Raw genomic sequence first — 12655 nt, 5'->3', positions numbered from 1 at the left:
AGCGCGCATTACTGACTCGAAATTTTTTAAACCGTCCGTATTATTGATAGTACTTGTGCTCAAACTTCTCTGTCCATACTGCGCGCTGGGCGCCGACAACCAGCTGGTCACCTCCGTGGCGGCAAGCTACGAATACAACGACAACATTCGCCTGGATGACCGCGGGGAACTGGCCGACAGCATCTATACCATTGCCCCCAGGCTGGCGCTGGTGCGGGAGGGCGAGCGCCTCAGCGCCCGGGCCGACGCCATGGCCGAATTCTACCGCTACGGGGACTACGACGACTTCGACGATACGGACCAGTGGTACAACGCCGAGGCCAGCTACCAGGCCACCGAGCGCTGGCAACTGGGGCTGGAAGGCCACCTGAGCGACGACAACCGGCCCGACCGGGACATCGAAACCACCGGCGTCGTCTTGGGCAACATCCGCCGCAAGCGCTCCAATGCCGGCGCCTCGGCGGCCTACGTGTTTTCAGAGATGACGTCCGGCGGGCTGTTCGTGGAGTTCAACCGCGAGAACTACGACGACGACCAGACCTCGGACCGCAGGGACTACCACGCCGTGCTGTACCTGAATCGCAGCCTGGAGGGGGGGCTGGCCCGCACCACCGGGCGGCTGAACCTGGGCTACAGCCACTATGAATTCGAGCGGGATTATACCCTGACGGGCACCGACGGCTTTTTTGACATCACCACCGCCATTTCCGACGACTCGGAGGTGGACAGCTACTCCCTGACCGCCGGCACCGAGACGGCCCTGACCGAAAGGCTGGATCTCACCGTTGACCTGGGCGGTCGCTACGCCCGTTCCGAAAGCGACCAGGGGGTCGCGCGAACCTACGATCCGCCCCTGATCGTGCAATCCCCGGTCACCAGCAGCGACAGCTACGACAGCTGGGGCTTCGTGGGCAGCCTGACGGCCGAGTACCGTGGCGAGCGCTCCTCGTGCGCACTGTTTTTCTCCCACGACCTGCAGCCGGTGAGCGGCCAGAACAGCACTGCCAACCGCACCACGGTGCGCCTGAGCGGGCAGATGCGCCTGCTGGAACGGCTGCGCGCCAACCTGGCCGTCCAATGGTACCGCAACGAAAGCGACCAGGACGACCCCACCCAGGACGACGTCGACACCCAGACCTGGAACCTGCGGGGCGGGCTGACCTGGTCCCTGACCGATGACTTTGACCTGACCGCCGATTACGTCTACACGGTCTACGAGGATCGGGACGGCGACACGACGGCCTGCCGGAACAAGTTCCTGCTGCAGCTGACCGCCGCGCACGACTGGCTGGAGTAGCTGAGAGCTGATGGCTCATAGCTCATTGCTGATAGCTGATAGCTGATGGCGAGGGGCGAGGGGCGAAGCAGTTAATAAGCTAAAAATTGTTGGTTGGTTTAATTTGTTTTATTGGTCCGATTGGTTTGCGGTATCGCTTTCAGATTGTTCACCGTTCACTGTTTTACTGTTGACGGAACAACGGCCCTGTGATTGCCGGCCCATAGCCCATAGCCCATAGCCCATAGCCCATAGCCCATAGCCCATAGCCCATAGCCCATAGCCCATAGCCCATAGCCCATAGCCCATAGCAAACCAAACCGTTTTTTCGATCCCAACGCTCAACGATTTAAACGAAAGGCAACGCATTGAACATGGAAGAACAACCCCTGGAGATCGGGCAGTATGTCGATATCCTCAACCGGCGCAAGTGGCACCTGATCGTTCCGGCCGTGCTGGTGATGCTGGTGGCCGGGGCGGTGGCGCTGCTGCTGCCGTCCATATACAAATCCAGCGCCACGATCCTGATCGAAGAGCAGGACATCCCGGCCGATTTTGTCATGAGCACGGTCACCGGGTACGCCGAGCAGCGCATCCAGTCCACCCAGCAGCGCATCATGAGCACGACCCGGCTGGTGGAGATCATCAACCGCTTCAATCTCTACCCCGAGTACAAGGATCGCTGGACCACCGAAGAGATTGTCGACAAGATGCGCGAGGACATCCACCTGGACCTGATCAGCGTGGAGACCATCGACCGCCGCACCGGACGGCCCACGGCCGCCACCATCGCCTTCACGCTTTCCTACGAGGGCAAACAGGCCGCCACCGTGCAGCGGGTGGCCGACACGCTGGTCTCCCTCTTTTTGAGCGAGAACCTGCAGGTGCGCCGGCGCCAGACCACCGAGACCACCGAATTCCTCGAAGAGGAAACCGGGCGGCTCAAGGGGCAGCTCGACGAACTGGAGGAAAAAATCACCGTGTTCAAGGCGCGGCACATCAATTCACTGCCCGAGATGCTGCAGGTCAACCTGCAGTCGCTCAACAGCGCGGAGTCGGGCATCCAGCGCCTCGACGACCAGATCCGGTCCCTGCGGGAGCGCGAGGGATACCTGGAAACCCAGCTGGCCAGCATCCCGGAGATGGAAGACCCGGAGAAGGATCGCCTCAAGATGCTGGAACTCGAACTGGTCAATCTGAAAAGCCAGTTTACCGACGACTACCCCGACGTCAAAAAAATGCGCGGCGAAATCGCCGAATTGAAAAACCGTATGGCCGCGAAGGCGAATGCGCCGGACGGACAGCGGGAGCAGCCGGACAATGCGGCCTACATCACCCTGGCGTCCCAGCTGGCCAGCACCCGCGCGGAGATCAGATCGCTCCTGCAGCAGAAAGCGGACAGCGCGGCCAAGGTGGAGGTCTACCGGCAGCGCATCGAAACCACACCGAAGATCGAACAGGAGTACAATTCCCTGATGGTGGACCGCAACAACACCCGGGCCAAATACGAGGACCTGTCGCGCAAGGTCATGGAGTCCAACGTGGCCCTTGGCCTGGAGAAAGAGCAGAAGGGGGAGCGCTTCACCCTGATCGACCCGGCGCCGCTGCCCGAAAAGCCCTTCAAGCCCAACCGCCTGGCCATCGCCCTGATCGGCCTGGTGCTGGGCGTCGGAGCCGGTGTGGGGGTTGCCGCCGTACGGGAGTTTTCCGACCAGTCCATCCACACCCCCCTTGACCTGGCCAAAGTCTCGTCCCTGCCGCTGCTGGTCAGCGTCCCCACGATCGTCACCCCGGGGGACCGGCGCAACCGGCGCTTGAAACGGATCTCCTGGGGCGTGGCCGGCATCGTGCTGGTCGGCATCGGTGTGCTGGCATTTCACACCCTGGTGATGGATCTGGATGTGTTCTGGGCGAAGTTGATGAGAAAAATGCCACCAATGTAAAGGATATCCCCATGAATCTGAGAAAAGCACTGGACAAGGCCAAGCGGGAGCGGGCGGCGCAATCCGGCCCCGTCCCCGCACCGGCTGCCCGTCAACCCGCCAAGGCTGCGGCTACCGCCGCACCGGCCTGGCAGCCGCCGGTCTACTCCGAGTCGAAAACCGTTTCCATCGATGTGGAGACGGCGGTAAGAAACCACTGCGTGGCCCTGTCCGCAGATTTTCCCGAGGTGGAGTACTACAAGGTACTGCGCACCCAGCTGCGCCACATCGGCAAGAAGAAAGACTGGAACACGATGATGGTCACCAGCGTCTCGCCCGGTGAAGGCAAAACCGTGACCGCCATCAACCTGTCGGCGACCTTTGCCCGCGAGTACAGCCAGACCGTGCTGCTGGTGGATGCGGACCTGCAGATGCAGTCGATCCACCGCTACCTGGGATACCCGAGCCAGGTGGGCCTGCTGGACTACCTCGAAGGCGACGTGCCCCTGCACGATATCATCGCCTGGCCGGGCATCGAGAAGTTTACACTCATTTCCGGCGGCCGGATGATCGAGGACAGCTCCGAACTGATGGGGTCGCCCCGCATGCAGGACCTGGTCACCGACCTGAAAACCCGTTACGACGACCGCTATGTGATATTCGATGTGCCGCCGGTGCTGGGCGGGGCGGATGCCCTGGCGTTCGCCCCCCTGGTGGACTGCATTGTCCTGGTGATCGGCGAGGGGATCACCCGCCAGCAGGATCTCAAGAATGCCCTGGACCTGCTGCCCCGGGAGAAAATTGCCGGTTTCGTCCTGAACCGATACAATGGGGCGACCGCCCTGTACGGGCGGTATGGGGGGCGGCGGTGAAAGGTCGCAGCTCATAGCTCATAGCTGATAGCCTAAAAGCTGGTGATCTGGTGAGCAGTGAACCGAGAACCGAGAACGACGGGACTGACCATGTTTGAGCAATTCTACCAATTCCGGGAAAAGCCATTCCAGCTGGCCCCGAATCCGGACTTTCTGTACGAAAGCGAAAAGCATCAGCACGCCCTGACCTACATGGAATACGGGCTGACCGAGAATGTGGGCATCATCGTGCTGACCGGGGAAGTGGGCTCCGGGAAAACCACCACCGCCCAGTACATCCTGAGACAGCTGGGCGACGGGTTTGACACGGCGATGATCGCCAACACCAACGTCTCCGCCGGGCAGATGCTGCGCATGGTGCAGGCCGAGTTTGAACTCGATGCGGGGGCGGCGGACAAGGCCAAGGTGATCGAATCGTTGAACCGCCACCTGATCGGGCAGTACGAGGCGGACCGTCGAACCCTGCTGGTCATCGACGAGGCCCAGAACCTCTCCCCCCAGGCGCTGGAAGAGGTCCGCATGCTCTCGAACCTGCAAAGCGATCAATACGCCCTGCTGCAGATCCTCCTGATCGGGCAGCCCGAACTGCTGCGCACCCTCAAGAAGCCGGAGATGCGCCAGTTCAGCCAGCGGGTGGCTGTCCATTTTCACCTGACCGCCCTCGATCGCACGGAGACCGCGGCATACATCGCCCATCGCATCCGCACGGCCGGCGGGCCGGAAGGGCTGTTCACCGACGCTGCGATTCAAATGATCTATGAGCTCTCCGAGGGCGTTCCCCGGTCCATCAACCTGATCTGCCAGGCGGCCCTGGTATACGGATTTGCCGATGAAGCCCCGCGGATCACCCAGGATATCGTCCGGCAGATCACCCGGGACCGGATCGGTGTGGGGATCCAGGCGGAGCCGGCTGCTGTGGCATCCGACGAGGACGACGACCCGGTCCCGTCGGCGGAGGCTCTCGAGAACATCCGCATGGAGGTCAAGGGGCGGGTCGGGCAGCTCGAAGCGGAACTGGCAGCCCACCACGACCGCCTGATGAAACAGCTGGAAGCGCTCCTGGACGAAGAGCGCCGCAAAAACGACCGGCTGGAGCAGAAGGTCGTCGACCTGGAAAAGCGGCTGGCGACCCTGAGCCGGCTCTTCGAGCAATTGGCCAGACGGCAGAACCATCCGTCGGTGGTGAGAACCATGAAAAAAACCCCGGCGGTGCAGAAAGAACATGCTTAACGGCCCATGATTTTGTGGTGCCTGCTTACACCCCGGTCAGGACATCACCACCGGTCCATTCAGTGAAAATGTCAGGCTCCCTCAATTCTTTACCCTACGGGAACGCCTGAGCCCTTCATCGCCCTTGTTGCCACGGGTTCGCAGTAAAACACTACGGCGTCACCCCTGCCGCCTCGGCGCTGGCGCGCTCAGGCGATTGCACCGCCGGGGATAAATGGAACCCGTCAATGCCTGACCGATGGTAAAATAAAGGCAATTTCTAAGGTTGCCCCAACCGGAAACGACAAGGCCGGACAGACCGCAGACGCGGTCGTTCGGCCTTTTTTATTTTAATCTGACGGTTGAATTGGTTCGATTGGTTGGCAGGGCCTGTTTTAAGTTTTAGGTATATCCCACATCACCGTTCACTACTCACTATTCACTGTGGCCACTTGCCACCGTTTCCGGTTGACAGTTCCACCGTCTTCTGGTTCTCGCTCTATGAGCTATGAGCTATGAGCTATGAGCTATGAGCTATGAGCTATGAGCTATGAGCTATGAGCTATGAGCTATGAGCTATGAGCTATGAGCTATCTTCACTCCCCCTCATGCCGCCGGCCCTTCTTCTTGGAATGGCCGGGAGCGCTGATGGCGGCTTCGTAAAAGGCCGCGTCGTCGTACCCGGAAATCATGGGCTTGCAGTTCCCGCAGTACTTGCGCGGCACCCCGCGCCCGGTCCACAGCATATAGACATTGTGGCGATCGCCGCATTTCGGGCAGATGCAGCACACAAAGCACTTCCCGTTCCTGAATGACTGCCCGATCGATTCACTGCCCGGCTGCCAGATTTTCCCGATTCTTTTCTTCTGCTCACCGATTCCAAGACCACCGCCGTTTGAATACATTGTCCGTACTCCCTGTCTGGTGCAAGGTTGAGGTTTACAACGATCATTGGTTTGGTTCCTGCCAGCGAGTTCAATCTGACAAGGGCGGGTTTTGGCAGGATTAGGTAGTGGTTAGGATTGTATTAACTCCGGCGTTGCATAAAAAAACGGCTAAAGCCGTATAACGGCTTGGTATGAGTTGAACAGGCAGGGCCCGGTAGGGTCCTGCCTGCCGTTTTGCGGATTTTGCCAGACTATCTGGCCCAGGCGAAATGCCCCCAACGCTTGCCATCGCACCGTTTCCATGGCTGTTTGACGTCGATGCGGTACACGGTGGTGGTGCCGCTGACTTCGTTGGCCACCGCCAGCAGATTTTCGCCGGTGGGGCTTTGGCGAGCTGGGATGAAGGCCAGGCCTTCGGGGGCCAGGTCGCCGGCGCTGCCGGTTTCGGGATCGCCGCTGAAGTCACGGTTGTTGATGTATTGAACGAATTCGGGGCGGCGGGGCAGGGTGATGTCGTACACCATGATGCCGCCGATGCGTTCCAGGCCGAGAAACAGGTAGGTGCGGCCGTGGACCTCCCCAATGGCCAGCCCTTCCGGTTCCGGTCCCTTGTCGTCGCTGCGGTTGTCGAAGGTGTCGTTTTCGTCGTTGGTGCTGTTGAAGTCCGCAGGCAGGGCCGTGGCGGTAAGCTGCTCCAACTGGTCGCCGCTGTCGAAAACCAGCTTCAGGCCTTTTTTCGTCGGTTGAAAAATGCTGAACGAGCGGCCACCGTAGGAATAGAGCTCGTCGTAATCGCCGTCGTTGTCCAGGTCGCCTGCGGTCGTGGTGATTTTCAGGCGGCCCAGGGCGGCATTCTCCTGAAGTGCTTCGGCATCGGGAAACATGTCCGGGTCCAGACGAATGTCGTCGTCGCCGACCCTGGCCTCTTCGGAAAAGGCGTCGTAGTCGCGGGCATCGCCCTCATTGGCCGTCACCAGGTACTGGCCTCCCCGGCTGCGGTAGGCCGCGACGGCATCCGGCTGGAACATGCCGAAGACGTTGTCGTAGGCGGTGATGTTGATGGCATCGTCCTTGTTGGAGGCGTCGATACCGTTGCCGGCCATGCCGTGGTCCTTGACGCCCAGGGGCAGCACAGCTTCCATGCGACCGCTGCGCAGGTTCAGTCGAGCGATGGCGTTGTTCTCCTGCAGGCTGACCCACGCATACCGCGAACCGGGGGCAACGGCGATGTATTCGGGCTCAAGGTCCCGGGCCACCGTGGCGTTGGGGCCGAAAATGCGTACACCGTCGGCAACCAGCTTGTCCTTGCATCGGTTGAATTTTTGGAAATCGGCGGTTTTCACCCTGGCCCGGTGAACCCCCCGGGAGATGTCGATGACCGACACCGAGCCTTCCGGATCCACGGTGTAGTCGTCGCTGGGTTCCCCCTCGTTGGCCACCAGCACCTTGCGGCCGTCGGGGGTGAAGGTCAGCATGTCCGGCAGGGCACCGACGGTTACCTGGCTCAGATAGGCACCGTCAGTATCGAAAAAGACCACCTTGCCCGGGTCCTGTTTGGGATCGGCTTCGACGGCTGCGGCCACAATGCCGTTTTCAACGGCCACGCTGTTGACGCCCGCGCCGTAGGGGGACAGATCGATGGTGAACGATTTCACGGGAGCCGCCGGATCGGCGATAGACAAGGCATCCAGCGTGTTGTCGTTGGCATTGGAGACGAACAGGCGGCGGGTGTTGGCATCGAAGGCCACGATTTCGGCCGCCCCGTCGTCAAAAACGCCACTGGCATATGTCCCCAGCGCGCTCAACCGGATCGCCGGATCAAGGGTCAGCAGCGCCCGGCCGTCGGCCGGTTCCAGATCGGTCCACAGGGCGTAGAGCATCTGTCCCAGGAACTGGGTTGTCGGGTCCGGATCGTTCGCAAAACCGATGATCATGGCCATGGTGTCCGCATCCGGCTGTTCGTCGCCGGCATAGTGGGCGGCGAAGGCATTGGCCACGATGGGGGCCAGGGCCGTTGCCTGCGCTTCGGGAAGACCGTACTGATAAACCAGGGAGTACTGGGCAATACCCAGCAGGCCCTCGTAGAGAAAGTCCATGGCATATTCGGGAAACGGAACGCCGCCGGTATCGTAGTCGATCCCGGTGATATGGCGGGTTTCGACCCGGGCAGCATTGTCCCCGTGCAACGTGACGATGCGGTAGGGGCACGGGGCCGTGACCAGGGAGCCGGTTTCGATGTCGTACAGCCTGGCGCCATCGACGCTGCCGGTGGCCATGGTGATGTCGTTGGCGTGGTAGTGGCCGGTGAAGGCCAGCTTCAGCCCGGCATCGGCCAGGGTCGCAGATACGGTTTCCCAGTCATCGATGACGTACTCGGCGAAGGCCTGGCTCTGGCCGGTGTAGTGTTCGGTCAACCCGTGGTGCAGGAAGGCGACCACCTGTTTGCCGGCCGCATTGGCATGCCTGATGATCCTCATGGCCCATTCCACGGTGGCGTCTTCCAGCGCGCCGCCGGTCTCCGGATGGCCCGTGAAGAGATTATCATCGTACTTGCAGGAATCCAGGGCAAGCAGAACGACGCCCGGTACCGGCTCCGCGGCGTAACTCAGGGACTCCGGATCATGCGCCAGCGCCTCGTCATAGCCAAAAGGCCCGTAAATGGATGAGAACGTATCGGGGGACACGTTGTCGACCGACACCGTCGCCTCCCCGTCGTAGGCGACGGCATGGGGATTGTTGATGTCGTGATTGCCGGGAGCGACGAAAACCGGAATGCCGGCGGCCTCAATCAATTCCAGGTAACCGGCAAATTCCTCATGGCTGGTCAACGCACCGTCCTTGGTCAGGTCACCGGGAACGATGACAAAGTCCAGGGGGTCGGCGGCGTGGGCCGTGATGATTCCATCCACCACGGCCTGCACCAGGGCTTCGCTTTCGCGGATCAGTTTGCGATCCTGGGCGAGGTAGGCCTCGAAGGCGGCGCCCGCCGTGCCCAGGTCGCTGTCGTAGTAGTGGGGATCGGCAAAGACCGCGAAACGGGTCGCGGCCAATGCCGGGGCCGAAAAAAGCGTGAAAAGCAACAGGGTTGCCATGGTGGTATACAACGGGCGTCGGTTCATCGGGGTCCTCCTGGTTGGGTTGGGGGGTAAACATTCGGCAGGCAGACGGGCATGCCGCTGATGGCCTGCAGTGCCTGAGGTCGAATCCGGGAAAACGGTGCGGTCCGCCACGGCCAATGGGGACCGGTGGAACGGCATGCGGTTTTTTCAGGATCGAAAAAATTTTGACAGGGTTTTGTTTGCTGGCCGTTAGGTATGCATCGAAAAAATGAACGCGTCATTTTTTTCGATTGCAGATGGTCACGCTACCGGCCACCATCAAGGCGGCCATGGCGGCCAGAAGGCCGTTTCCGGCCACGGCCGGTACGGCGCTGATCTGTGGGAAATCTTCAGCGTCGAGGGGATCGGTGCCTGCGGCCACCTCCATGCCGTCGGTGTAGCCGTCCCCGTCCGTATCCGGGTCGTCGGGCGCGGTGCCCAGCGTGAATTCGTCCAGGTTGTCGAGCCCGTCGTCATCCGTGTCCAGGGAGCCGTCATCGGTCAGCGGGTCGAGTGAATAGCCCTCCTCCCATCCATCGGCCATGCCGTCGGCGTCGGTATCGATGCTGGTGTGATCCATTCCATGGTAAACCTCCCAGTCATCGGGCAGGGTGTCACCGTCGGTATCGGGCGGGGTGGCGATCCGCCAGGCCAGGGCATAGTCCCACCGGCAATCGGCCTGCTCCGGTCCCAGATGCACCAGCAACCGATACGTTCGTCCGGAAGTCAGCGGTACCCAAAGGTTTTCGGTGTTGTCGACCGAACTGGCGGAGGCGGCCACCTCGGTGGGATGGTCCGCGTCGGTCACATCATAAAGCGTCAGGTCAAAGTCGTACAGGGTCGCGGTATCGTCATAATGGTAGAAGACCCCGCCGTCGATGTGGAGATTCCAGACCAGCGAGGCATAGAGCATGCTACGGTCCTGATCGGCGGTAAAAAAGTACGATGCCGTGGCGTTGCTGCCGCCACTTCCCCCGAAAGCCGGATCGACATCGAATCCTTCGGTGCCGATCTGGCCGTGTCCGGCCGGGTCATCTTCATCGCTGTTCTGTTCGCCGGCGGCGATGATGTGATGGCTGTTGGTGATGTTGACCTGCCCGGCGCCGAAGCGGCGGTCCAGGCCGTTGTCGCCGTCCTGGCGGTAATCGGCAATCTGGTCGGCGGACCAGGTGTTGCGGGTGACGCGGTCCGCACCGGCCAGCAATGCGGCCTTGATCACTTCCGACCGCTCGGCATTGGTGATCGCGTCGCCATCGCGGTTTTGTGTGCTTTGTTCGGACGGGTCGGTGGAAAGCGCAGCATCCTGACCGGTTTGCACCAGGAGGGCCGCCGCCGAGGCCACGATAGGGCTGGCACTGCTGGTGGTGGACATGGGCGCCACCAGCAGGGGGCAGGTGCGGCCGGGAGTGTACAAACTGTCAATTGCGATTGTGCCGATGGGATGACAGGCATCGGTGCGCCCCACGGTGATGGCGTTGAACGCGCCGCTGAGCAGGGATTTCTGGGTGCTGCCGTTATTTACGGCTGTGATCTGAATGAACTCGTCGGTGTCGACCACGAAATCGAGGCGTTTTAACAATTCGCTGTCTGCCGTATCGTCATCTGTGGTCCCCACCCAGCTGTGGTTGGCGACTCGGCTGGGAGATGAGAGCTGGACGTACCATTCATAGTGGGGCTGAACCGGATTTCCATACAGTGACAGGCCGCAGGCGAGAAATCCGCTGGTCAGCCAGTCATTGGTCTCGTAGGCGTCGATATCAACTATCGCCGGTGCCATGGAGCTGGAATTGCCGTAGAATTGCCGGCCGACGGATGTCGCGTGGCCCGATGCAGCAGTCGTGTCGGATGATGACTTGAAGGAAATGGTTTTACCTGCGAATTCATCGTTTTCTCTATCTGGAGTCCAGGTGCCGGCGGTCTCTCCCGTTTCCTCGTCCACCACCACCGGTACTTCCGCTTCCACCTGGGTGATGCCAACACCGGTGCCGTCCGGGATATCGGTTCCCCGTTCATCTTCCAGCCCGGTGTAGCCGATGTCGTCCCTGTAGCTGGCGGCCTGCAGCGGTGCAGCCAGCCACAGCAGAACGGTTGCCGCAAGGACGATGAATCGGAGTTTCCAGGATGCTTTTTGGGGACCGGGCATGTGATCACTTATTTGGTTTTCTTTACGATTTCATTTTTTTCAAAGAGAAATACGCCGCACCGGTCAGGATCAGCATGGCCGGTGCGAGGATGGAGACATTCGTTGCCGGAACGCTCGGGGTGCCCGGGCCGTCCCACCCTCCTATCCTGGCCCACAGCCACCAGGCGGCGTAGGCTTTCCGGTTGGCGTTGAGGGGCTGGCTGTGGGCGGATCCACAGCTGTACCAGTCCACGCCTCGGGTGTGGGAATCCTGCCATTCGGTGGCCCAGTTGGCGTCGCGGGACCCGTTGCCGTCGCTGTCGTAATCGCAACCATCGCTTACCAATTTATCTCCGTAGTAATTGCCGTCCGGATCATAGCACTCGATATCATAAAAGTCGTACAGCACCTTATCGCTGGTCAGACAATGGTTTCGGATTTGCTGATTTCTGAGATGAAGATTTCCGGTTTCTCCACTTCCGTCGGCATGGCCCGTCATGTAAACGAAGGTGACTTGCGGATATTCCTGCTCCAGCTGAGCCATCGGTGCCAGATACCTGTCGATCATCTGCTGCTCCGTGTACCCCGAGGCCTGACCGCACCACGACCAGATGATCACGTTGACATCCGCATTGGCCGGATTGTCCAGGTAAGCGCGGGTGTTGTTGACCCATTGGGGGTAGTACCCCACATCGCCGCCCATGGCGTAGTCATGCAGGTCCAGCGCCCCGCCGGTCCCGCCGTTGTTCCACTCGAAAATGTCGGCCGGCAGTGACAGCCCCAGCCCCCCGCCGTTGGCGAAATCGACCAGCCCGGTCATGCCGTCGGTCAATTGACTGCCGTGGGAGGTGTGGCCGTAGGCGATGTGCAGATTGGCCCGGGCCTGTTCGATAGCCGATTGGGGAATCCGGGAGATGCCGGTGTGGTTGTGATCGATGATGATCGGCCCGGCGGCCTGGGTTGGAAGGATCGACAGGCAGAGCAAGGCAAAACATAACATAGAGATTTTAAAAATCGCACGCATATGCACCTCCATTGATAGCTGTTGACCTCTCATTTCCCCATCACCACGAATTGTCATCATGCGCCGTGACAGCAGTTTTATTGGAACGCCTCCTGCCCAAAGGGCAAACAGCATACAAAATTACAATTGCTGCCCCCTCACCCTGTCCCTTCTCCCCAGAGGGGCAAGGGGACGCCAGTCCAACCGGCGGTCAATCGAGGCAGATTTATCGATGTTCCACCATCGCCGCCCGCTAAAAGAGGAAG

The 12655-nt window shown here is 60.7% G+C and carries 8 protein-coding genes; 4 read left to right on the top strand and 4 right to left on the bottom strand.

Annotated features, from left to right (window positions below; all coding sequences use genetic code 11):
• Positions 1–55: 55 nt before the first annotated feature.
• The 4 genes from DSCA_RS11395 to DSCA_RS11380 all read left to right on the top strand — a co-directional run bounded on the left by DSCA_RS11395 (position 56) and on the right by DSCA_RS11380 (position 5300).
• A complete protein-coding gene (locus DSCA_RS11395) occupies positions 56–1297 on the top strand; it encodes a porin family protein (RefSeq protein ID WP_167527724.1) in 1242 nt (413 codons plus the stop codon).
• A gap of 353 nt (positions 1298–1650) precedes the next feature.
• Complete coding sequence (locus DSCA_RS11390) at positions 1651–3219, top strand: GumC family protein (protein ID WP_155316551.1); 1569 nt, start codon at positions 1651–1653, stop codon at positions 3217–3219.
• 11 nt (positions 3220–3230) lie between these two features.
• Entirely contained in the window at positions 3231–4070 is an 840-nt protein-coding gene (locus DSCA_RS11385) for an AAA family ATPase (RefSeq protein ID WP_155316550.1), read from the top strand.
• A gap of 90 nt (positions 4071–4160) precedes the next feature.
• On the top strand, positions 4161–5300 hold the full coding sequence (locus DSCA_RS11380; RefSeq protein ID WP_155316549.1) for an ExeA family protein: 1140 nt from the start codon (positions 4161–4163) through the stop codon (positions 5298–5300).
• Between the two features lie 575 nt (positions 5301–5875).
• Here DSCA_RS11380 and DSCA_RS11375 read toward each other — a convergent pair.
• The 4 genes from DSCA_RS11375 to DSCA_RS11360 form a co-directional block, all read right to left on the bottom strand.
• A complete protein-coding gene (locus DSCA_RS11375; RefSeq protein WP_155316548.1) occupies positions 5876–6184 on the bottom strand; it encodes a hypothetical protein in 309 nt (102 codons plus the stop codon).
• Between the two features lie 233 nt (positions 6185–6417).
• Positions 6418–9285, bottom strand: a complete 2868-nt coding sequence (locus DSCA_RS11370) for a choice-of-anchor I family protein (protein WP_167527723.1) — start codon at positions 9283–9285, stop codon at positions 6418–6420.
• A gap of 217 nt (positions 9286–9502) precedes the next feature.
• Positions 9503–11407, bottom strand: coding sequence for a S8/S53 family peptidase (locus DSCA_RS11365; RefSeq protein WP_155316546.1), 1905 nt, complete (start codon positions 11405–11407; stop codon positions 9503–9505).
• A 22-nt stretch (positions 11408–11429) separates the two neighbouring features.
• On the bottom strand, positions 11430–12410 hold the full coding sequence (locus DSCA_RS11360; RefSeq protein WP_155316545.1) for a hypothetical protein: 981 nt from the start codon (positions 12408–12410) through the stop codon (positions 11430–11432).
• Positions 12411–12655 lie beyond the last annotated feature (245 nt).

This window comes from Desulfosarcina alkanivorans, from assembly GCF_009688945.1.
In the GTDB taxonomy this organism is placed as follows: Bacteria; Desulfobacterota; Desulfobacteria; order Desulfobacterales; family Desulfosarcinaceae; genus Desulfosarcina; species Desulfosarcina alkanivorans.
The sequence above is the reverse complement of the archived record's forward strand: the minus strand, read 5'-3'. Positions and strand labels throughout refer to the sequence as shown.

Coding starts and splice junctions, on each gene's coding strand:
- DSCA_RS11390 (WP_155316551.1), top strand. CDS start 1,651: ATGGAAGAACAACCCCTGGAGATCGGGCAGTATGTCGATATCCTCAAC.
- DSCA_RS11385 (WP_155316550.1), top strand. CDS start 3,231: ATGAATCTGAGAAAAGCACTGGACAAGGCCAAGCGGGAGCGGGCGGCG.
- DSCA_RS11380 (WP_155316549.1), top strand. CDS start 4,161: ATGTTTGAGCAATTCTACCAATTCCGGGAAAAGCCATTCCAGCTGGCC.
- DSCA_RS11375 (WP_155316548.1), bottom strand. CDS start 6,184: ATGTATTCAAACGGCGGTGGTCTTGGAATCGGTGAGCAGAAGAAAAGA.
- DSCA_RS11370 (WP_167527723.1), bottom strand. CDS start 9,285: ATGAACCGACGCCCGTTGTATACCACCATGGCAACCCTGTTGCTTTTC.
- DSCA_RS11365 (WP_155316546.1), bottom strand. CDS start 11,407: ATGCCCGGTCCCCAAAAAGCATCCTGGAAACTCCGATTCATCGTCCTT.
- DSCA_RS11360 (WP_155316545.1), bottom strand. CDS start 12,410: ATGCGTGCGATTTTTAAAATCTCTATGTTATGTTTTGCCTTGCTCTGC.